19 protein-coding genes and 2 tRNA genes are annotated in these 20,012 nt (G+C 58.9%); 13 read left to right on the top strand and 8 right to left on the bottom strand.

Annotated elements, in window-relative coordinates; genetic code table 11:
• Window positions 1-109: 109 nt before the first annotated feature.
• Window positions 110-1,063, bottom strand: a complete 954-nt coding sequence (locus KP699_RS05690; protein WP_215761915.1) for a complex I NDUFA9 subunit family protein — start codon at window positions 1,061-1,063, stop codon at window positions 110-112.
• Between the two features lie 309 nt (window positions 1,064-1,372).
• On the opposite strand from KP699_RS05690, the gene KP699_RS05685 reads away from it, so the two are divergent.
• Window positions 1,373-1,459: transfer RNA gene (locus KP699_RS05685), tRNA-Leu, on the top strand.
• Window positions 1,460-1,907: 448 nt separating this feature from the next.
• On the opposite strand, the gene KP699_RS16610 is transcribed toward KP699_RS05685, so the two are convergent.
• From KP699_RS16610 to KP699_RS05665, 5 genes are all read right to left on the bottom strand, one after another.
• On the bottom strand, window positions 1,908-2,030 hold the full coding sequence (locus tag KP699_RS16610; protein ID WP_256442311.1) for a hypothetical protein: 123 nt from the start codon (window positions 2,028-2,030) through the stop codon (window positions 1,908-1,910).
• 83 nt (window positions 2,031-2,113) lie between these two features.
• The gene (locus KP699_RS05680) at window positions 2,114-2,434 is read right to left on the bottom strand and encodes a hypothetical protein (protein WP_215761914.1); all 321 of its coding nucleotides are present in this window, start codon (window positions 2,432-2,434) and stop codon (window positions 2,114-2,116) included.
• Between the two features lie 5 nt (window positions 2,435-2,439).
• Complete coding sequence (locus tag KP699_RS05675) at window positions 2,440-2,847, bottom strand: cell wall hydrolase (protein ID WP_215761913.1); 408 nt, start codon at window positions 2,845-2,847, stop codon at window positions 2,440-2,442.
• A complete protein-coding gene (locus KP699_RS05670) occupies window positions 2,844-3,236 on the bottom strand; it encodes a hypothetical protein (RefSeq protein WP_086656259.1) in 393 nt (130 codons plus the stop codon). The genes KP699_RS05675 and KP699_RS05670 overlap by 4 nt, the downstream gene beginning before the upstream one ends.
• A gap of 120 nt (window positions 3,237-3,356) precedes the next feature.
• Window positions 3,357-5,600: a TonB-dependent siderophore receptor gene (locus tag KP699_RS05665; protein ID WP_215761937.1), complete on the bottom strand. Its 2,244-nt coding sequence runs from the start codon at window positions 5,598-5,600 to the stop codon at window positions 3,357-3,359.
• Window positions 5,601-5,735: 135 nt separating this feature from the next.
• On the opposite strand from KP699_RS05665, the gene KP699_RS05660 reads away from it, so the two are divergent.
• From KP699_RS05660 to KP699_RS05650, 3 genes are read left to right on the top strand one after another with little or no spacing between them, the layout of a single operon-like run.
• The gene (locus KP699_RS05660) at window positions 5,736-6,068 is read left to right on the top strand and encodes a hypothetical protein (RefSeq protein WP_215761912.1); all 333 of its coding nucleotides are present in this window, start codon (window positions 5,736-5,738) and stop codon (window positions 6,066-6,068) included.
• Window positions 6,069-6,083: 15 nt separating this feature from the next.
• Window positions 6,084-7,559: a PepSY domain-containing protein gene (locus tag KP699_RS05655; RefSeq protein ID WP_215761911.1), complete on the top strand. Its 1,476-nt coding sequence runs from the start codon at window positions 6,084-6,086 to the stop codon at window positions 7,557-7,559.
• Window positions 7,556-7,849, top strand: a complete 294-nt coding sequence (locus KP699_RS05650) for a hypothetical protein (RefSeq protein WP_215761910.1) — start codon at window positions 7,556-7,558, stop codon at window positions 7,847-7,849. The genes KP699_RS05655 and KP699_RS05650 overlap by 4 nt, the downstream gene beginning before the upstream one ends.
• A gap of 52 nt (window positions 7,850-7,901) precedes the next feature.
• On the opposite strand, the gene KP699_RS05645 is transcribed toward KP699_RS05650, so the two are convergent.
• Window positions 7,902-9,587 (bottom strand): S10 family peptidase, encoded by a 1,686-nt coding sequence (locus KP699_RS05645; protein ID WP_215761909.1) that lies wholly within the window; start codon window positions 9,585-9,587, stop codon window positions 7,902-7,904.
• A 109-nt stretch (window positions 9,588-9,696) separates the two neighbouring features.
• Complete coding sequence (locus KP699_RS05640; RefSeq protein ID WP_215761936.1) at window positions 9,697-10,497, bottom strand: N-acetylmuramoyl-L-alanine amidase; 801 nt, start codon at window positions 10,495-10,497, stop codon at window positions 9,697-9,699.
• A gap of 632 nt (window positions 10,498-11,129) precedes the next feature.
• On the opposite strand from KP699_RS05640, the gene KP699_RS05635 reads away from it, so the two are divergent.
• The 9 genes from KP699_RS05635 to KP699_RS05595 all read left to right on the top strand — a co-directional run bounded on the left by KP699_RS05635 (window position 11,130) and on the right by KP699_RS05595 (window position 20,011).
• Window positions 11,130-14,096, top strand: a complete 2,967-nt coding sequence (locus KP699_RS05635; protein WP_215761908.1) for a ribonuclease E/G — start codon at window positions 11,130-11,132, stop codon at window positions 14,094-14,096.
• Between the two features lie 129 nt (window positions 14,097-14,225).
• Window positions 14,226-14,975 (top strand): ATP phosphoribosyltransferase, encoded by a 750-nt coding sequence (gene hisG / locus KP699_RS05630; RefSeq protein ID WP_086656255.1) that lies wholly within the window; start codon window positions 14,226-14,228, stop codon window positions 14,973-14,975.
• Window positions 14,972-16,285, top strand: coding sequence for a histidinol dehydrogenase (gene hisD, locus KP699_RS05625; RefSeq protein WP_215761907.1), 1,314 nt, complete (start codon window positions 14,972-14,974; stop codon window positions 16,283-16,285). The genes hisG and hisD overlap by 4 nt, the downstream gene beginning before the upstream one ends.
• Window positions 16,286-16,355: 70 nt before the next feature.
• Window positions 16,356-16,574: a translation initiation factor IF-1 gene (infA, locus tag KP699_RS05620; RefSeq protein ID WP_003622234.1), complete on the top strand. Its 219-nt coding sequence runs from the start codon at window positions 16,356-16,358 to the stop codon at window positions 16,572-16,574.
• Between the two features lie 4 nt (window positions 16,575-16,578).
• Entirely contained in the window at window positions 16,579-17,223 is a 645-nt protein-coding gene (locus KP699_RS05615) for a nucleoside triphosphate pyrophosphatase (RefSeq protein ID WP_215761906.1), read from the top strand.
• Window positions 17,220-18,305, top strand: coding sequence for a ribonuclease E/G (locus KP699_RS05610; protein ID WP_215761905.1), 1,086 nt, complete (start codon window positions 17,220-17,222; stop codon window positions 18,303-18,305). The genes KP699_RS05615 and KP699_RS05610 overlap by 4 nt, the downstream gene beginning before the upstream one ends.
• Entirely contained in the window at window positions 18,302-18,484 is a 183-nt protein-coding gene (locus KP699_RS05605) for a DNA gyrase inhibitor YacG (RefSeq protein ID WP_077931232.1), read from the top strand. Before KP699_RS05610 ends, KP699_RS05605 begins: the two co-directional genes overlap by 4 nt.
• A gap of 56 nt (window positions 18,485-18,540) precedes the next feature.
• Window positions 18,541-18,616 (top strand) — tRNA-Phe (locus KP699_RS05600).
• Window positions 18,617-18,796: 180 nt separating this feature from the next.
• Window positions 18,797-20,011, top strand: coding sequence for a phage integrase central domain-containing protein (locus tag KP699_RS05595; protein WP_215761904.1), 1,215 nt, complete (start codon window positions 18,797-18,799; stop codon window positions 20,009-20,011).
• Window position 20,012: the final 1 nt, after the last annotated feature.

Here is a 20,012-nt window from a genome sequence, read left to right as displayed (position 1 = left end):
AAAAGACAGCATTGCTGCCCTTTCTGCATTTTTCCAATTTTCGAAAGAGAAGGCGGCGAAAAATCCTCGATAAATATGATCTATTCCGGACCTTTTTATTGTTAACCCCTTATTTTTCAACACGAATCCCAGAACGCCCTCCTCCGGCCCGATACCGGGTCAGGTAGAACGGCACCACGGCATCAATACTCTGCGGAGTCACTCCCAGTTCCGCAAAGCCCGGCTGACCGGCCGATACAATATTATCCTGAGACAACATCAGGAGCTGGTCGCGCGTGAGAATAGAACCCGGCAGACGTTCAAAAATGGCGGCCTGAATCCGCGCCAGCGCCGGAGGAACCTCAAAAAGTGCGCGCGAACGCTGCGTGGTGTGCAGGACCCACTGGTAAATCTGCTTCATGGTCAGAATATCCGGGCCGCCAAGCGCCCATTCCCGACCCGCCAGAGAAGGCTCTTCCACCAGCCGCGCCACGACCTGCGCAACATCCCCCACATACACGGGCTGCAGGCGGGTGCGGGCCCCATAAACAGGCAGAACCGGCAGATAACGCGCCAGCATCGCGAACATATTGAAAAACTGGTCTTCCGGCCCGAAAATAACGGAAGGACGAATAATGGAGGCCTGCGGGATAGCCGCTCTTACCGCGTCCTCCCCGGCAGCACGACTCCGCCCATAAGCTGACGGAGCGGTATGAGAGGCCCCCAGCGCAGACATCTGCACGAATGTGGAAACACCTGCCTGAGCGGACAACCGCGCAACGCGACCCGCGCCCTGAACATTAACGGCTTCAAGCCCCTGCCCGGATGCATCCCCCAGCACAGCCGCCAGATTAACCACCACCGACGCGCCTTCCACCACACAGGCGACCGACGCATCATCCAGCACTGAGGCATAAAACGGGGCAATCTGCCCGACATTCCCCAAAACCCGCAGCACACCCGCCTTGTCCGGCCGACGGCAGGCAATGCGAACCCGATACCCCGCCTCGGCCAGTTGCTGAACAACATAGCGCCCGACAAAACCCCCACCGCCGAACACTGTCGCGATCTTCTGCTCACTCATGGGTTCTTTTCACTCCTGTCTGCTCTCCGCCCCGCGATCCGCGGGTAAGCTGCGCGCAGTCTACGCCCCTTTTCCGGATGCCGGGTGCGCACAAATAGGTCAGCAGCCGTATCTGGCGACGTGATCTGCATGAAAAATACCGCTCAACTCCACAAAAATGGCGGTTTTCCGCGGCGTTAGGGGGCATAATCCTGCGCCCGTCATGAAAAAGAAACAAAACCGCAGAAAAATGTATTTTCCCCGTTGACGGGGGTCATGGGCCAAGCTAAATACCCCTTCACCAGCCGGGGTGACCCGGTTGCCTTCTGAGCCCAGATGGCGGAATTGGTAGACGCGCAGGTTTCAGGTATCTGTGGCCGCAAGGTCGTGGAAGTTCGAGTCTTCTTCTGGGCACCAAAAAAAACCGCAGCTTGCTGCGGTTTTTTTGTATCTACTGCTCTTCATCCCCTCCATGCTTCCGGCATGAGGGGTGATGAGAGTAGCCTCTCCCCTCTTCCCATTTTGCAGCCACAGCAGAACAACACGTGCGAGAAACAGCACGGTTAAATCCTGCCCGTTTCTGGCTACCTTAAATCTGCCTCCTCTAAAAAAGACCTGCGCGCGCAGCTTCGCACAATGCCCAGGTTCTTAGCTGACTCACCCCCCCCTCTCCGATCTCCGTATTCAGCCTTGCGCATCGTGCCGCACTCTGGCTGCACTTATCCCCAGAATCTGAGGATGCCTGCGGGGGTAAGCCTGTGGATAACGGGTACAGGTGACGGGAAACAAAAAAAGAGGCCCGGCTCCCTCTGCTGACGCAGAAAGGGCCGGGCCATATTTTTAAAAGCAAAGACGCCGGAAACCCTTAGGACTTCCTGATGGTCCGGAACAGCATGACCAGAAAACCAGCCACCGCCACACCTGTCGCAACAATAATGCGCGCCACCGGCTTCTGGCGTTCTTTAAAATCCTCAGACAATTTTTCCATAAAACACCCTCCTGCTTACCTGTAGGAACGCGCCGCAACACCCGGTGTTCCCGGCGCGGCGCGCTGCATAAAAAGACAGTCTGTTATGATGCGTCGGCTTTTGGTGCCTGTGCAACAGCAGTATTTTTCGAGTCTGTATCGCCACCTGAAAGCGTTGTGCCCGCGGCTGCCGCAAGATGATTAGCAGCCCAGCCAAAATTCAGCCCGGCGACTGAAAGAATTTTGTAAGCCACCATCCATGCAGACCCCGCATGCGGTACAGGGACGACCGTACTGATGGCACCGCACACAACAATCAGCGTGCAGATAAGGTGATCCCACGCCTCGGGAACCGCGCCCAGAAGCATCGGGATAGCAGCTGCAAGGCCGCTGACTTTGGCGCTTGTCAGAAGTGTCTGTTTCATAACGTCTATCCTTTCAGGCCAATCCGGTAAAATGCGTGATGGCCTATTGTTTTTGTGAAAAATTGTTTTCGTGCCCAGACAGGCTTTGCGCCGCGCCAGTCGTAATAATGATCCGCCCCGGTGGTGAGGTCTGAAAGCTGCTGACGGCAAAGCTGGGCGGCAAGAGCGCTGGCCTGCCGGAACTGTGCGTCTGCCTGCGTCACAGCAAGGAGTGCGGCCCGATTGGGGTCCTGCATATTCCAGCAGGAAAACTGCGCCTCCGCTGTGCAGACCGATGCAATATCGCGCCCCCACCACCCGGGGCGGGCAGCCCTGTTCCCGATCACATTGAGCACGGCCTGCATCCCGCGCAGTCCTTCCCCGCGTGCTTCCCCCCATGCCGTGCGGGCGGCAGTTTCAACCGCCCCGTTCATGAGGAAAACCGCGTTACAGACAGGAGAAAACGCCAGACAGCACTCCCCATCTGCTCCCACCCCAGCAGGCCTGTGGCTAGCGTGATACAGGTGAGCATGGCCCAGTTTGCCAGACGGATTCCGCCTTCTATCCGCGCAAGACGGTCTGAAACTTCCGCATCACGGTTCTGCGCATCACGGCTCATATCATCCACACGGGCCATAATTTCATGGCGTGTGCGTGCCGCATTTTCCGCAACAGAGTGCGTCAGATCCCTCCGCAAATCAGAAAACTGACGCGATAACGTATCCAGCCCGTCACGAAGGTGGTCATGCCCCCCTTCAACGCGCGCGACACGCTCACGCAAAAGCGCCACTTCCTCAGAAGTGGCGCATCGATTGTCCTGCATTGTTATGTCCGAACAAAAAAAGCCACCCCGAAGGGTGGCTTTATAAAAACGGCTGAAAAGAAAACGGCTCTTTATCCCCGAACCTTATCCAGACTTAAGCATGACCACGCGCGGCAGCAATTACAGATCGGTAGTGAAGGAGAATTTGAATGTTCTGGGCAGACCCTGCAACAGGTAGCCGTTAAAAGCCGACGCCCAGTAGCGGGTATTGGCAAGGTTATCGACGCCAAAACGGAGTGTCAGAGGTTTATGCGCCACGGCAAAAGTATAGCGCGCGCCCAGATCAAACCGTGTCCAGACCGGCAGATGCAGTGTGTTGCTCGTATTCACCCACTGTTTGCCGGTATTTTCCACACGACCGACCAGTGTCGCCCCGCGCAGGAATGGCAGGTCATATTCCAGATTTCCGTTGATGGTATAATTGGGAATACCAATCGCGGTATGGCCGTCATTAGCGCCCTGTGCGGTGCGGCGCAGATCAGCATCAATCAGCGTAGCGCCCCCGTTAAAGCGCAGACCGGGGAGGATCTGGCCATTGATGCTCAACTCAGCTCCACGGTTCCGCTGCAATCCATTTTCCCGGAAAATAAAGGCGCCACTGTTCCCATAGGGTTCCGTATAGGAGTTGGGCTGGGAAATCTGATAAAATGCCAGCGTTGTTGTAAAGCGCCCGGTGTCGTATTTCGCGCCAACCTCATACTGCACACTTTTAAAAGGCGGGAAAATCTGCCCGAGGTTGACCACATTGGTCCCGGTTGCCGTCGGCCCCTGCGCCAGCCCTTCAATCCGGTTGAAATAAATGGAGGTACGGCGGGTAGGATGCACCACCAACCCGACAACAGGAGTAATCGCATCCTCATTATAATGGGCCGTCCGCGCACCATCGCCATACGCATTATAACCGTTAATCAGCATATTCTGGTAACGGAACCCGGCCGTCAGCGCGACGCGACCCTGCCAGAAGGACATCGTATCTGAGAAGAACAGACTATAAAGCTGCGTGCGGCTGGTAGGCAGCGGGTTATCCAGATTGCCCCCGGTCCAGTTTTCAGTAGGCGCAGCAACAGCCCCCGTATTATACAGATTTGTATCAAATGAGCTGAGCGCCATGGAATACGCCGTCCGGCTTTCCTCCCACAGGGCAGAACCACCGGCATTTATTTCATGCTTGACCGGGCCGGTATCAAAATGCGCGCGCACACCACCCCGTGTGCTTTCATTCGTCTGCTGATACGGCACATACATCGCCCCGGCGGTTGCAGCACCCGTCTGGGAATTCTGCACTGTGAGCGTGGAGTAATTCCCCTTTTCATCACTCCCCAGACCGCCAAAAGCCCCATAAAGCGTAATATGTTTTGACAGATCATGCTCGACGTTGAGCATGCCGAAAATATAATTCAGATCATTATAGGTCCAGCGTTGCCCATAATTATGGGACGCCCCCGGCACACGCGGCACACCTGTTGCGCTGGCCCCCAGAAAGACACCGGGACGCCCGCCATTCACGCCCTGATTCTGGTAATTCATGTCCAGAGAAATACGGGTTTTATCATCGTGCCAGTCAAAATCAGCACCAAGGGCTGTGGAGTGGCGGCGTTCATGATCAACCGATGTCTGGCCAGACAGACCGGCCACGTTCAGACGCAGGCCATAGGCTTTATCCTGCCCAAAACGCCGCCCCACATCCAGACTACCACCCCCGACACCCTGACTGGCGTAATCCCCCGTAAGGCGCGTGATGGGGGTTTTCTGCGCATGTTTGAACATCAGGTTGATGGTGCCGCCAATACCGGTCCCGCCGGGAGCAGCCCCGTTCAGAAAGGCGCTGGCGCCGTTCATCACCTGAACCTGATCATAAAGCTGGGGGGAGACAAGCTGCCGGGGCGTAATGCCGTAAAGGCCATTGATCGCAACGTCATCCCCATAGACCGGGAAGCCACGGATAACGAAAATTTCAGAGAAATTCCCGTAGCCGTAGGTGGTGCGCACGGACGGATCATTTTCCAGCACCTCACCCAGCGTCTGGGACTGCTGGTTAAGAATCAGGCTGGACGTATAGCTGCGGATGTTAAACGGCACATCCAGCCCCTTCTTGGTGCCCAGAGCCCCAAGCTGCCCGCCGCTGATCACTTCCATCTGGTTGCGCCGCCGGGCTGTTACAAGGAGGCTTTCATCCTGCCGGGACTGCTGCTCAGTCTCTGTCGGTTTTTTGTCTTTTCTGGCAGATTTATCAGCAGCCACCGCTGCCGTTGTCTCCTGCGGCTCAGCAAACGCGGCCCCACTTAAAACGGCAACACTTGCCAGCAGGACTGCACCCCGCCCCACATGGCGCAGCGAAGAAAGGACAGGCGGGCGACCACGCATCATTATGATAAATCCAGAAATAAAGACAGTGTGCGCTTCCATAGACGCAATTAAGAGACATTCGCAATATTATTTTATAAAATCGTCTCCGTTCCGGGCTTTACAGCACCCCTCTGAACACCTAGCAACATGAGAATGAGTCGCACCCAAAAGACCGGTCTGGCTGGCTCTTCCTCCGGGCCAGATGCAAAAAAGAGCCAGAAAAGGCAGACCGTTCTGCGGCGGTCCGGCTTGCTGGCCTGCGTCTGCGCGCTCTCCTTTATAACTGCCCATCTGATTATGGTTCTGACCCGCCTCCTGCCGCTTGAAGATGCCCGGCTTAAAACAGATCTGGGCGGGATGGTAATTGCCGCCCTTGTTCCGGTGCTGGTTCTGGCCGGTTTTGCAGGACGCCGCCACTCATGGGGGCTGATTCTTGGCGTTGTGGTGTGTGCCTCCATCGCTCTTGCCAGCATTCTCCCCTCCTGATGAGAAAGACGACCCATGCGTGAAACTTTGCGGGTGCATATGGGGTGGCTCCATAGCTGGGTTGGCTTTCTGGCAGGGCTGCTTCTGGTGCTTGTTTTTGCGTCCGGCACACTGGCCGTGTTTGATACGGAAATCACCCAGTGGATGCAGCCCGAAGTCTCGCTGGCACACAGCACCACCCTGACACCGGCCGCGTTACAGGCCACCGCTCAGGCTGTTCAGGCTGAAGAGCAAAAAGGGCTTTCCGCTTTCCTTACCCTCCCCTCAGACCGTGATCCTGTTCTGCGGGTCCTGCATTATGACGGGTATGAATTTGTTGGCACGGCTCTGGAACCCACAACCGGCGCACTCGTCCCGGCGCGTGAGACAGCAGGCGGACAGTTTTTCTATAATTTCCACTTCTCCCTCCGGGGCGGCAATCAGCCCGGTGTGCAGATTGTAACTTTTCTGGGGTTCTGCCTGCTGGTGTCCATCGGGTCCGGGCTGGTCATTCATATCAAAGCACTCTGGCCAGACCTTATCCTCTTTCGCCCGTTTGGCCCGCGGCCACGCGCGTGGCTTGATGCCCATCTGCTGGCAGGCGTGCTGTTTCTGCCTTTCATTCTTTTTATGGGCTATACCGGCACCGCCATTCATGCGCGGGTTCTCCTTCCTGCTCAGCCCTGGTTTGCCTCGAATCACGGCGGGAAGGACAAGAAAGAAAAAACCGCACCCAAAGGGCGTGTTTTGCAGGCGGGGCCATTACCGCCGCCTCTTTCGCCCCTCATTGCACAGGCCCGTGAGCTTCTGCAAAGTCCGGATGGCAATCTGATTTTATTTACGCCTGATGAAGTCCGTATTTTCAAGAGCGATGCCTACGGCCCCTTTCTGACCAGAGACCATGCAGATTTCAGCCGGAAAGACGGGCAGTTTCTGCGCTCAGCCAGCCAAAGCTCGCCTGCCACAGCCACCATGCAGCTTGTGCGCGGACTGCATTATGCCCGCTATGCCCCTCTCTCCTTACGCTGGCTCTATTTCTGCTCCGGCCTTGCCGCAACCGCTCTGGCCGCAAGCGGACTGGTGGTGTTTCTCATGAAACGCCGCCGCTCCTCAGGGGAGCAGGCTCTGTTCCGTCTGGCAGAAGCTCTGACTCAGACAACACTTATCGGGTTTCCTACAGCAACACTTGCCTTCTTCTGGGCTAACCGCTGTCTGCCGGTCACACTCTCCGGCCGCACCATGGCGGAGATTTACCTCTTCTTTACCGTGTGGGGCATCTGTGCCGCTCATGCGCTGGTGCTCTGCATGACACGTCATGCTGCATCAGGCTGGCGGCAACAACTCGGGCTGCTTGCCGGAGCCGGATGTGCGCTGCCTCTTCTGGATCTCGTTTCCGGCTCACATCCATGGATGCAGGGCGGCGGCGTTTTTCTGACAACAGATAGTCTGGCATTCTGCACTGGCCTGATAGCTCTTTTCGCCCTCCTGAAATTACGGGAGAGTGCCCCATGATCATGCTGTGTGGACTGGCACTGTGGGCCGCTGCTTTCTGGAGCCATGCGTTTTTACAGCCCAGACGCGGCTCGCCTTTTCCGCGCTCAGCCGGCGCGGTTCTGGCCAGCAAGATTCTTCGTATGCTGGGACCATGCTGCGCGCTAGTCCTCTGCCTGATCCATAATCCAGCGCTGGGCGTTTTATACTGGCTGGGGCTTGGAGGCGTTGCGGGCGTCAGCACCAGTCTGGTGATTGCTGTGCTCAGACAAAAACAGGGGCTTGCCGGTATCAGCAAGCCCCCGCTTTAAAAATCCTGTCCGGGGCAGGACTGTTCCCGCCCCATTCTCACACTGATCAGTCTTATTTTGCCGGAACCGCAGCCGGAGCACTGTGCGTCTGCGTGATGAATTTCGCGACGTTATCATGCAACTGGGTCAGAGCATTCTGGTTGGCATATACCATGTGCCCGGATTCATACTGCACAATCTGAATATTGTTGCTCAGGTCACGTGAAATAGGCAGATGCTTCATTTCATAAATCCCCTCATAATAAGGGGTGCCAAGATCATAATAGCCCTGATTCAGCATCACTTTCAGGCTCGGATTATGCTTCATGGCAGATGCCAGATCCGGCAGCACATTGACCGCCCCATGAATGGGGAAATCAGTGTTGGGCTGTTTGTGGGAAAAATCCCATTTCATGATGGCGTCAGAGAAGAATTTGTATTCCTGATACCCATCACCAAAGGCCGGAGAGTTGCCGTAATGCAGCGTATTTCGCGCATAGTCATTAAACGCGGCGATATAGGCTGAAGACATGGCAGAGGACTGCGGGTCGTAATATGAGAACTGGGAGAGCTTATCCATCGTCGGGCCGGAGAAGCGGCTGTCCAGACGGCCGGTATCAAGATCCTTATCGCCCTGAAGGGTTTTTTCAAACTCCCCGCCATTAATCCTCAGGTCAGCTTTTTTAATATAGTCCACCGGCAGACCAGTATAGTCATGCAGCTTCTGCGCTGTGGCATCACGCTGCGCGTCAGAAATTGCGTTTCCTTCCTGCAAGGCCGCTGTGTAGTCGGTCAGCGCAAAATGCTCCACCTCTTTCAGGAACGCCTTGAGGTCAGGATGCTCGGCTGGCAGACGTTTGTGGTACCACGCCGTGGCGGCATAGCTCGGCAGAGCCAGAACATACGGCTGATCAATTGAGGGGTTCATAGCAACCCCATCAATATCGTTATCGTAGTTCATGATCTGCGAGAGCAGGATCACGCCGTTCAGATCAATCCCTTTATCATCCGCCAGCTTATTGGCCACAATTGCAGACCGCGTCGTGCCGTAACTTTCACCAAACAGATATTTGGGAGAATTATAACGCCCGAAACGGGAGAGAAACTGCGCGATAAAGTCCGTGAACGCACCGGCATCCGGGTCCGTGCCCCAGAAGGCCTTTTCCTTATCCTTGCCGATCAGACGCCCGTAGCCGGTTCCCGGTGCATCGATAAAGACCAGATCAGTCACATCCAGCAGGCTGTCATTATTATTCACAATGGCGTAGGGCGCAGCGGGGGTGTGGCTATCATCCGACGTGACAACTCTTTTGGGCCCAAACGCCCCCATATGCAGCCACACGCTGGAGGAACCCGGGCCGCCGTTATAAACAAACGTGATGGGCCGGTTTTCCGGGCGCACACCCTTCTTGAAATACGCGACATAATACATGGATGCCGCAGCCTCTGGCTGAGACTTCTCTTTGTCCGCCTCGGGGCGCTCGGAATCATCCCATCCGGCTTTATGCACAATCAGAGTGCCGGACACGGCTTCATAATCAATATGCGCGCCATGTACGGTCACAGAGCCATTGCTGGTCACGCTTTGCGGTTTACCGAGAAAATCTTCCAGGCTGATTTTCTGCTTTGCAGCGTCCGTCGCCTGCGGAGCATCCGCAGCCCGGGCGACTGGCTGAGCAGAAAGACCGGCACTGGCCGCAAAGACTGAAACCGTGGCAAGCAAACCGGCCAGTTTCAGGCCTGTCTGTTTTGTACGCATGAACATTCATCCCGTCAGACTATGTTATAATATAGCCTGAATATCAGGAAGATCGACGCCCGACCAGTCTGTTTACACACTGAAACAAATAACTTTGCTGGCGGACCACTCAGCCAGCCAGCCCTACCCCGGCAGATGCGAAGTAGCGATTAACGGCTGTGCACATTGCGCCCGCGACCATGGCCCGGTGTCCGGCCTGCCGGAGTGCGGCCTCATCCATCCGGTTGGACATAAACCCCATCTCAACCAGAACAGAAGGAATCTGCGCTGATTTCAGCACCGCAAACGCGGCGTGCCGGTGCGGGTTGGGCAGCAGATTGATGCGGGACTGAAAAGACGAGACAACCGCGCTGGCCATATGCGCAGAGCCGCGCCGGGCTTCCTCCGTCACCAGACTGGCGAGAATCTGCTGCACTTCCGGGGACGCCCCCTGCACCAGCGGCCCGCCATACCGGTCAGCACTATTTTCTGTTTTCGCCAGATCCGCCGTCTGGCTGTCCGATGCGCCGTGCGAATGGGTATAGACACTCGCCCCGCGCACCCCGGCATTATGCAGGGCATCCGCATGCATGGAGATAAAGAGGGACGCCCCGTGCTGCTGAGCCAGCTCAACCCGGCCGTCGAGCGGCACAAAATGGTCACTGGTGCGCGTCATGGCCACGCGATATCGGCCTGTAGCGAGAAGCTGCTCACGCAGTTCAGCGGCGGCGGCTTCTGCAACATATTTCTCATAGGTACCACTGTAACCGATCGCACCGGGGTCTTTCCCCCCATGCCCCGGGTCCAGCATCACCATCGGGAGTACTGGCCGCGCCTTCCCGATAATACCAGGCGCGTGCAGGGTCTGCCCTGCCCCATGCGCCGGGGCCCCAGTAGCCCGCGCCTGCGGGCCCAGAAAACCACCAGCCATCAGACCCGCACCCGCCACCAGAAGACCGCGCCGGTCAGGGGAGGAGACGGGAGATGATCCTGCGGACTCTGGGGCAAAAAGTCCGGCTGTGCGGGCGGACCGCCCGGCCATCAGAAAAAAACCGGGTGTTTTTTCAGACTCAGGCGTCATGACGAGGCTCACACTTCTCTAACTGGGGCAATCCTGCACACAGATAATGTCTAAACCGTGTCAAAGCCACCCGGATGCAAAACAGTCGTGCTGAATGGCTTGCGGTTTGTTGCTGTTTAGGTCATGGTCGGCAAGCATGGCTCAAGGCAGGATTGCCCGTCATGCATCCTGTTTCCGCTCCTTTAAGCTTTAAAGGCGCGACTGGCGTTGAACCGCCGCCCCGCGCAGATGGGAGCAGGAAACACTGGTTGAAGGATACATGACTATCGTCAGGGCCACGTTCTTGGAGTGCATGACCAGACCGGAGACAGCATCCTGTTTCCGCGCCTCTGCTGTCACCTCAGCGTCCGGCCTGACATCCGCCTTTCATTTTCTCACATATACAGACCTATGCCTGTCGGAAGCGTCCCCATCCCGTGTCCAGCCGTCAAGACGGCTCCACCGGATAGGCCGGCCACCGGCACGCCGGAGTTTTTCCTTTTATGTCAAAGCGTATGCTGATCGATGCGACGCACGCGGAAGAAACGCGCGTTGTCGTTATGGATGGAAACAGACTTGAAGATTACGATGTTGAAGCGGCTTCCAAAAAGCAGCTCAAAGGGAACATCTATCTTGCCCGCGTTGTTCGCGTAGAACCCAGCCTTCAGGCTGCTTTTGTCGAATATGGCGGCAATCGCCACGGGTTTCTGGCCTTCAGCGAAATCCACCCTGACTACTACCAGATTCCGGTTGCCGACCGGGAGAAGCTGCTTGCCCTTCAGGCGGAAGAAGAAAGCCTGATCGACGCAGGCGAAGCTGATTCTGAAGACGATGAAAACAGCGCGCAGGCTTCCACCGCTGAAGATGAGGACGCCAGCTCCGACGCTGATGAGTCCGCCAGCGATGAAGAAGGCCGCCGCCCCGCCCGCCGGAATGACACCCCTGATTATGTGGGCGGTGAGACCGATACGGGTGAGGAAGCGCTGATCCAGAAGCGCATTGCGCGTTTCCTGCGGAACTACCGGATTCAGGAAGTCATCCGCCGCCGGCAGGTTCTGCTGGTGCAGGTCGTCAAGGAAGAACGGGGCAACAAGGGCGCGGCCCTGACCACCTACGTCTCCCTTGCTGGCCGCTATTGTGTGCTGATGCCCAACGCCCTGCGTGGCGGCGGTGTCTCCCGCAAAATCACCTCCGTGCCCGACCGCCGCCGTCTGCGCGACATTATTACCGCCCTCAACCTGCCGCGTGGCATGGCGATGATTGTCCGCACAGCGGGCGCACAGCGTCCTGGGCCTGAAATTACGCGTGACTGCGAATATCTGCTCCATCTGTGGGACGATATCCGTGACCTCACGATGCAGTCCGTCGCCCCCGCGCTGATTTATGAGGAAGCAAGCCTCGTTAAACGCGCCATCCGCGATGTGTATACGCGGGAAGTCAGTGAAATTCTGGTGGATGGCGAACACGGCTGGAAGGCCGCGCGGGACTTCATGCGGATGCTCATGCCGCAGCACGCTGAAAAAGTCCGGCTGTGGAACAAGGAAAACCAGCCGCTCTTCACACATTATCATGTGGAAGGGCATCTGGATGCCATGCTCTCCCCGGTCGTGTCCCTGCGTTCCGGCGGCTATCTGGTTATCAACCAGACGGAAGCTCTGGTCGCTATTGACGTCAACTCCGGCAAGGCCACCAGCCAGCGCAATATTGAAGAAACCGCCTTCCGCACCAATCAGGAAGCCGCGGATGAAGTGGCCCGCCAGCTCCGCCTGCGCGATCTGGCCGGATTGATTGTCATTGACTTTATTGACATGGAATCCCGCCGCCACAACGTCGCGATTGAACGCCGCCTGAAAGATGCGCTGCGCAATGACCGTGCACGCATCCAGATGGGAACAATCTCCCATTTCGGCCTGCTGGAAATGTCCCGCCAGCGGCTGCGCCCGTCTGTCGCGGAAGCCGCCTTTACGCCCTGCCCGCACTGTCAGGGCACCGGTATGGTCCGCGGTATTGAAAACTCTGCGCTGCATGTGCTGCGCGCCGTGGAAGAGGAAGGTGCACGCCGCCGGGCCTCCGCCATTACCGTGCATGTCGCGGCGGAAATCGCCTTCTATGTGCTGAACAACAAGCGCGACTGGCTGGCCGAAATCGAGCAACGGCATCAGATGGAAATTCTGTTTGCAGCCGATGCCACGTTGCCTGTGCCAGAAATTCGCATTGAGCGCCGTCAGCCGCCCAAGGCAAACCGCACCTATGAGGCGCTGCCGCCGGTAGAAAACGTCGCAGCAAACCCCGCACCCGAAGCAGCACCTGCTGCCGAACCGCATACAACAGCGGCCCACACGGATGCTCCGGCACCTGCTGCTGAAGCGGGCAACGGGGAAGAGGAGCCGCGTCGTCGTCGTCGCCGTCGCCGCCGTCGTGGCGGCAATGGAAACCGCGAAGACAATGCGGCAACGCACGAGCAGAATGCCGCCACGGCAGACGCTCCGGCAGAGGCAGAGGAAGACAAGTCTGCGCCCTCCGCGCCTGCCCCTGCGGAGACTGAAGGTAATCTGATCCCCGGCCGTCGTCGCACCCGCCATTCCCGCATGCGCCCGACCGATACGGACACACCGGACGTCCGGGTGACCATTGAGGAAGGCCCGGCCCCGCAGCCGCGCCGCCCGACATGGCAGGGCCCGACACCGGCCAATCCATTTGGCGGCAGTCTGGATATTTTCGATCTGATCGAAAATTCCACCATGGAAGCGGAAAAGGCTCTCGCAGCCAAAAAGGCTGCGGCGGCTGCTCCCGTTGTGGAAGAGGCTCCGGAAGAAGAAAAAGTTGAAAGCCCGGTGGAAACACAGGCTGAAGACACCCCGGCCCCGGACGCTAAACCCGCCCGCAGACGCCCGGCACGTCGCCGTAAAGCCGCAACTCCGGCCGAAAGCACGCCGGTTGCCGCTGACGCTGAGCAGGCAGAAGCAGTTGAACCTGTGACTGAAGCCGCCCCTGCTGCTGACTCTGCGGTTGCTGAAGAAGAGGCTCCCAAGCCGCGCCGCCGCCGTGCGCCGCGAAAAAAAGCTGACGCCGAAGCACCCGCGCAGGACGCTGAGACTTCTGCTACCCCGGCGGCCGAAGCCGCTCCGGAAGAAGAGCCTGCTCCCCGCACGCGCCGCCGCGCGGCACCACGCCGGAAACCTGCGGCGGCACCGGCTGAGGCGACCGTAACCGCAGAACAGGATCAGGTGGCAGCGCCCACTGCTGACGCTGCGGTTGCTGAGGAAAAGGCTCCCAAGCCGCGCCGCCGCCGCGCCGCCGCAAAAAGCACTGCGACTGCTGAGAAAGCTGTCGCGGCTGAAGCCAGCGAGAGCAGCACCGAGAAAACACCGGCTAAAGAGGACGCGCCTGATGCGTCCATCGTACAGCCGATTGTTATTGAGGACGACAAGCCTGCCTCCCGGCGCCGCACAGGCTGGTGGCGCCGCTAAAACTCGACTGAAAAAGGGGGCAGGGTGACACACCTGCCCCCTAACTGTTGCCTGCCTCTTTTGGGCATCAGCGACGTATGGTAGGTAAAGCCTTCGTAAAAACAGACCTGCCCGCCCACCGGAGTGTTCATGACCGTGCCCCAGCCAGATCTTCAGCCCGCGCGCTCTCCCGGAGCGCAGGACCGGGGCCCTCTGGTTCTGGCTCTGCCCAAAGGGCGAATTCTGAAAGCCGTCACACCGCTGCTTGATCAGGCAGGGATGGCCCCCTCCCCCGACTGTCTGGGTGATAACAGCCGCAAGCTGCGCTTCCCTACGCAGAACCCGATGCTGGATGTTGTGCGCGTCCGCTCCTTTGACGTGGCAACTTTTGTTGCATCTGGTGGCGCGCATATCGGCATCTGCGGCGCAGACGTGCTGATGGAATTTGATTACCCGGAAATTTATGCCCCGCTGGATCTGGGCATTGGCGGCTGCCGCGTATCCGTTGCGCAACCCGCCAGCCTCCCGCATGACCCGCAGGAATGGGCCCGGTGGTCTGAGGTTCGGGTTGCCACCAAATACCCCGCCATTACCCGTCGCTTTTTTGCAGCGCGCGGCATTAACGCTAACATTGTGCATCTGCATGGCGCCATGGAGCTGGCCCCCATGCTGGGTCTTTCCCGCCTGATTGTCGATCTGGTGGATACAGGCTCTACCCTGCGGGCCAACGGGCTACGGGAAGTAGAAACCATTACCCACATTACCAGCCGGCTGATTGTAAACCGGACAGCGCTGAAAACGCGCCCGGAAGAAATCGGCGCACTGATCAACGGCTTTCGTAACGCGCTGGAGGCCTCCCCTCCTGCCGCAGAAAAAACCAGGGCAGAACAGTCTTCATGAAACGGTTAGACACACGCGATTCCGGTTTTGAGGCCGATTTTGCCTCGCTTCTGACAGCCCGTGAGGAACAGGGGCAGGAAGTTCATAAACCCGTTGCGGAGATTCTGGCCTCTGTCCGGCGCGATGGCGATGCCACCCTGTGCGCGCTGACAGAAAAATTTGACCGCCTGCCGCTTGAGCCTGCCCAGCTTGCCTTCACGCCGGAGGAGATTGCTCAGGCCTGCACGCAGGTCAGTCCGGAGCTGATGGCGGCACTGGACGTGGCCGCCACACGCATTGAGGCTTTCCATAAAGCTCAGGTGCCGTCCGGCATCCGTTATACGGATGATGTCGGCATGACGCTGGGCATGCGCTGGATCCCACTGGACGCTGTCGGGCTTTATGTGCCGGGCGGGAAAGCAGCCTATCCATCTTCCGTGTTAATGAACGCCATTCCGGCCCGCGTTGCGGGTGTGCCGCGTCTGGCCATGTGCGTCCCCACCCCGGACGGCGTGATAAATCCACTGGTTCTGGCTGCGGCCCACCGGGCCGGAGTGACGGAAATCTATCGGATTGGCGGGGCGCAGGCTGTGGGGGCCATGGCGTTTGGCACCCAGACCATCCGCCCGGTGGACCGTATTGTTGGCCCCGGCAATGCCTTTGTGGCGGAAGCCAAGCGGCAGGTGTTCGGGCATGTGGGGATCGACAGCATCGCAGGCCCCTCGGACGTCGTGGTGATTGCCGATTCGGCAACCGATCCGCGCCTGATTGCGCTGGATCTGCTGGCACAGGCTGAGCATGATGAACTGGCTCAGGCCACGCTGATTACAGCGGACGCCGCTTTTGCGGACAAGGTGACAGAGGCCGTCGCCACCGAGTTGAAAACCCTCACCCGCACCGCCATTGCCAGCGCCAGCTGGGAGCGGAACGGAGCCGTTCTGGTGGTAAAAGATCTGGAGGAAGCGGTGGCTCTGGCCAACCGTCTGGCCCCGGAACATCTGGAATTAATGGTGGATGATCCGGAGGCGCTGTTTGCCCACGTCCGGCACGCAGGCGCGGTTTTCCTTGGTCGGTTCTGCCCGGAAGCAGTGGGAGACTATGTTGGCGGCCCGAACCATGTGCTGCCCACATCCCGCACCGCCCGCTTTGCCTCCGGCCTGTCTGTTTTTGACTTCATGAAGCGGACGACCTTCCTTGCCGGTGGCCCGGATGCGCTGCGCCGTATTGGTCCTGCCGGGGTGGCTCTGGCACAGGCCGAAGGGCTGGAAGCCCATGCGCTGAGCATCTCCGCGCGGCTTGAGGCGCTGGACCAAACCACGGCTGACGCTTGACCGAACCCGCTCCCTCACCCATATCTGCACATCCAACCACAACGAGGCTTAAAAATGAACGAAGGACGCCATGTCTAAAGAAGACATGATTGAATTCAGCGGTACGGTTACCGAACTGCTGCCCAACGCAATGTTCCGGGTCAAACTCGACAACGAACATATGATTCTGGCCCACACCAGCGGCAAAATGCGCAAGAACCGTATTCGTGTTCTGGCCGGTGACCGGGTGAATGTCGAAATGACACCGTATGACCTTTCCAAAGGTCGCATTACCTTCCGCTTCAAGTAAGAGCATGACGACTTCCGGGGCTGCGTCCGGGCCGGACGGGGCTGAGCCTGTGCGCCGGCCTTGCTTTGTGCTGGCCTCTGCATCCCCCCGCAGGCTTGCCCTCCTGCGCCAGATCGGGCTGGCACCAGACCGCGTTCTGCCAGCTGATCTTGACGAAACACCAGCCCGGGCAGAACAGCCACGCCCCTATGTCCGCCGCATGGCCGCAGAAAAAGCCGCTGCGGTGGCCGCCAGCCTGACTGAACCGGCACTGGTGCTGGGGGCAGACACGGTGGTTGCCCTTGGGCGGCGTATTCTGCCTAAAGCCGAAGACCGTGAGACAGCGCGGGCCTGTCTAGAACTACTTTCCGGACGCCGCCATACCGTGCTGACGGCTTTGTCCGTTATTCCGTCTTCCGGCTGGCCTGAAGGCCGTCGGGCTGAACGGATTGTAGAAACGGCTGTGACGTTCTCCCGCATGACCCCGCATCAGATTGAAGCACTGCTGGATCAGGGTGACTGGCAGGGCAAGGCGGGCGGCTACGCGCTGCAAGGCCATGCTGCGGCGTTTATCCGCTTTATCTCAGGCAGTGCCTCAGCCGTTATTGGCCTGCCTTTATTTGAAACCGCCCAGCTTTTGCGCGGCCAGCCGGGCCACTGGCTGGCGTGAGCGTCTTTCTGCGCCTCGCCACCTTTCCCGGCGAATTCCGCATTGCTGTCACACAACATGACACCCTGCTTGATTACGCCCTGTGGCGTCCCGCAGCGCCCGACGGTGTGGATGATCTCTATCTCAGCCGCATCAGCGCACACGCACCGGGAATGGGCGGAGCCTTTGTAGACCTCGGATCAGGCGAAAGTGGCTTCCTGCCGGACCAGAAAGGCTCCGAGACTCTCACAGAGGGGCAAACGCTGGTCGTGCGCGTGGTGCGGGCCGCTCAGGGCGGTAAGGGTGTCCGGCTCAGGGCCGAACAGACTCCCGCAAACGTGCCCGCCAGACCGGGGCTGATCCACCGGGGTCCAACCCCGCTGGACCGTCTGGCCGCCCGCTGGCCTGACGCCACGCTTGTTGTTGATTCCCCTGCTGCGGCGGCGTGTATCCCTGCGGCTCTGCGTTCTCGCCGCCAGCAGGAACTTGAGTCGTTCCCTGAAGAAATCGCCCACGCCTGCGCCGCGCTGGAAGACCCGCTGATCAGCCTGCCAGGTGGAATGCAGGCCACCATTACGCCGACGCCTGCTCTGGTCGCCATTGATATGGATGCCCCGCCGGCCAGAACAGGCTGGCCCAAGCAGACAGCACAGTTTGCGGCCAACCGGGATGCTCTTCCGACCCTTATGCGCCAGATTCGCCTGCGGAACCTCTCCGGGGCCATTCTGATTGACCCGGCAGGACTCGCCACCCGCAAACGACAAGCCCTTCTGGACCCTGTGAAAGCCGCCTTGCAGGACGACCCTCTTCGCCCCCGCTGTCTTGGCATTACGGCACTGGGGCTGGTTGAAATTGTTCGGGCACGTATCCACCCCTCTCTGCCAGAGCAGCTCTCCTCTCCGCATGGGCAGGCTCTGCGCGTGTTACGCCATCTTATAACGCAGGAATGCGAGGCCAGCACGGTGCGTTGCGGGCTGGGCCTGATGACTGCGCTGGAGCAGGACCCGCAGGCTCTGGCAGACTGTATCTCGCAACGCGGCAAGGCTCTGAGCCTCCGGCTCGACCCTGCCTTCCCTGATTTTTTCTGGACGACACACGCATGAGCCAAAATAGCACCTGCCCCGTCTGTGGCGCGCCAACTCAGGCCTCTACACGCCCCTTCTGCTCTCAGCGCTGCGCGGATATTGACCTCGGACGGTGGTTTTCCGGGCAGTATCGTATCCCCGGACCACCGGCTGACGAAGAGAATCTTGAAAAACCTGAGATAAATGACGAAAGGTGACTTGATCTCCCTCCCCGCCTGAGATAAATGCTCTCTCACGCCGCAAGGCTTGCGGTGCCCAAGTAGCTCAGTTGGTAGAGCATGCGACTGAAAATCGCAGTGTCACTGGTTCGATCCCGGTCTTGGGCACCATTCACCTGTTCATCGCCGATTGCAGGCGCTTGAAAATCCCCAGACAATCGCCATTTCTTAGGTATCCGGCAGTTGCTGGCGTCCACCTTTGTTCGCCACAAGCCGGGGTATCTGTGGGGTATGATCGGGGGTAGCCTTCTCCATACCTCGCTGCAAATGGAGTATCTCAGGGGGTATCCAATGGCGTTGAGCGATTTGGCAGCAAAGAATGCCGCGCCACGAGAGAAGCAATACAAGCTCGCTGATAGCGGCGGGCTCTACCTTCTCGTCACGCCCACCGGCGGAAAACTGTGGCGCTTCAAGTTCCGTATTCACGGCAAGGAAAAGCTGATGGCCTTCGGGAAATACCCCGAGGTCACGCTTGCAGAAGCCCGGCGAAGGCGTGACGCGGCACGCAAGGAGCTTTCTGGGGGTATCGACCCTGCCGCCCTCAAGGCTCGCGAACGGGTTGTGGCACAAGTGTCGATGGCCGAGACGTTCGGGATCGTGGCGACGGAATATATCGACAAAGCAGAGCGCGAAGGCCGGGCGGAGGCCACCATCAACAAACTGCGCTGGCTGGCAGATCAACTAAGGCCCGAGATCGGAACGCGCCCCGTCTCAGCTATCGAGCCCCCGGAGATACTCGCCGCGCTTCGCAGGCTGGAAAAGGCAGGGAATCTTGAAACCGCCCGCCGGGTGCGATCCTTCGCCAGCCGAGTCTTTCGCTACGCCGTCCAGACCGGCCGCGCGAAAACCGACCCGGCGGCCTTGCTGCAAGGCGCGGTTGCCACGCCCAAAGTGAAGCATCACGCCGCGATTCTTACATCTACCCGTGTCGGCGACCTGCTTCGAGCGATAGATGCCTACTCCGGGCAACCGGCCACCATGCTCGCCCTCAAGCTCGCGCCGCACGTGTTCGTCCGGCCTGGAGAGCTGCGTCAGGCGGAATGGAGCGAGATCGACTTTGGCGCCTCCGTATGGCGTATCCCCGCCATTCGCACCAAGACGCGCCGGGAACACGCCCTTCCTCTCTCCCATCAGGCGAAGGAGATACTGGAACAAGCGCGCATCCTGTCCGGCCACCGGCGTCATATCTTTCCTGCTACGGGCAAACCAGACCGGGCACTTTCTGAAAACACTATCGTCGCTGCACTTCGTCGGATGGATTTCGGCCCGGACGAAATGAGTGCCCACGGCTTCCGGGCCACAGCCAGCACGCTCCTCAACGAAAGCGGCAAATGGCATCCAGACGCCATCGAGCGGGCGTTGGCCCATAAGGATGCTGATAGCGTGCGAGCGGCCTATCACAGAGGCGCACATTGGGCGGAACGTGTTGAGATGGCGCAATGGTGGAGCGATTATCTTGACATACTTCGGGACGGTGCATCTGTTCGGTTGCGCAAGGAGAAATGAA

It is taken from the genome of Acetobacter sp. P1H12_c, assembly GCF_018811975.1.
In the GTDB taxonomy this organism is placed as follows: Bacteria; Pseudomonadota; Alphaproteobacteria; order Acetobacterales; family Acetobacteraceae; genus Acetobacter; species Acetobacter persici.
This window is presented reverse-complemented; position numbering and strand designations above follow the sequence as displayed.

Bases quoted from the DNA above. Each gene is read 5' to 3' on its own strand.
- KP699_RS05635 (WP_215761908.1), top strand. From the start codon at position 11,130: ATGTCAAAGCGTATGCTGATCGATGCGACGCACGCGGAAGAAACGCGC.
- hisD (WP_215761907.1), top strand. From the start codon at position 14,972: ATGAAACGGTTAGACACACGCGATTCCGGTTTTGAGGCCGATTTTGCC.
- infA (WP_003622234.1), top strand. From the start codon at position 16,356: ATGTCTAAAGAAGACATGATTGAATTCAGCGGTACGGTTACCGAACTG.
- KP699_RS05650 (WP_215761910.1), top strand. From the start codon at position 7,556: ATGATCATGCTGTGTGGACTGGCACTGTGGGCCGCTGCTTTCTGGAGC.
- KP699_RS05615 (WP_215761906.1), top strand. From the start codon at position 16,579: ATGACGACTTCCGGGGCTGCGTCCGGGCCGGACGGGGCTGAGCCTGTG.
- KP699_RS05605 (WP_077931232.1), top strand. From the start codon at position 18,302: ATGAGCCAAAATAGCACCTGCCCCGTCTGTGGCGCGCCAACTCAGGCC.
- KP699_RS05675 (WP_215761913.1), bottom strand. From the start codon at position 2,847: ATGAACGGGGCGGTTGAAACTGCCGCCCGCACGGCATGGGGGGAAGCA.
- KP699_RS16610 (WP_256442311.1), bottom strand. From the start codon at position 2,030: ATGGAAAAATTGTCTGAGGATTTTAAAGAACGCCAGAAGCCGGTGGCG.
- KP699_RS05660 (WP_215761912.1), top strand. From the start codon at position 5,736: ATGAGTCGCACCCAAAAGACCGGTCTGGCTGGCTCTTCCTCCGGGCCA.
- KP699_RS05645 (WP_215761909.1), bottom strand. From the start codon at position 9,587: ATGCGTACAAAACAGACAGGCCTGAAACTGGCCGGTTTGCTTGCCACG.
- KP699_RS05690 (WP_215761915.1), bottom strand. From the start codon at position 1,063: ATGAGTGAGCAGAAGATCGCGACAGTGTTCGGCGGTGGGGGTTTTGTC.
- KP699_RS05665 (WP_215761937.1), bottom strand. From the start codon at position 5,600: ATGCGTGGTCGCCCGCCTGTCCTTTCTTCGCTGCGCCATGTGGGGCGG.
- KP699_RS05595 (WP_215761904.1), top strand. From the start codon at position 18,797: ATGGCGTTGAGCGATTTGGCAGCAAAGAATGCCGCGCCACGAGAGAAG.
- KP699_RS05670 (WP_086656259.1), bottom strand. From the start codon at position 3,236: ATGCAGGACAATCGATGCGCCACTTCTGAGGAAGTGGCGCTTTTGCGT.
- KP699_RS05680 (WP_215761914.1), bottom strand. From the start codon at position 2,434: ATGAAACAGACACTTCTGACAAGCGCCAAAGTCAGCGGCCTTGCAGCT.
- KP699_RS05655 (WP_215761911.1), top strand. From the start codon at position 6,084: ATGCGTGAAACTTTGCGGGTGCATATGGGGTGGCTCCATAGCTGGGTT.
- hisG (WP_086656255.1), top strand. From the start codon at position 14,226: ATGACCGTGCCCCAGCCAGATCTTCAGCCCGCGCGCTCTCCCGGAGCG.
- KP699_RS05640 (WP_215761936.1), bottom strand. From the start codon at position 10,497: ATGGCTGGTGGTTTTCTGGGCCCGCAGGCGCGGGCTACTGGGGCCCCG.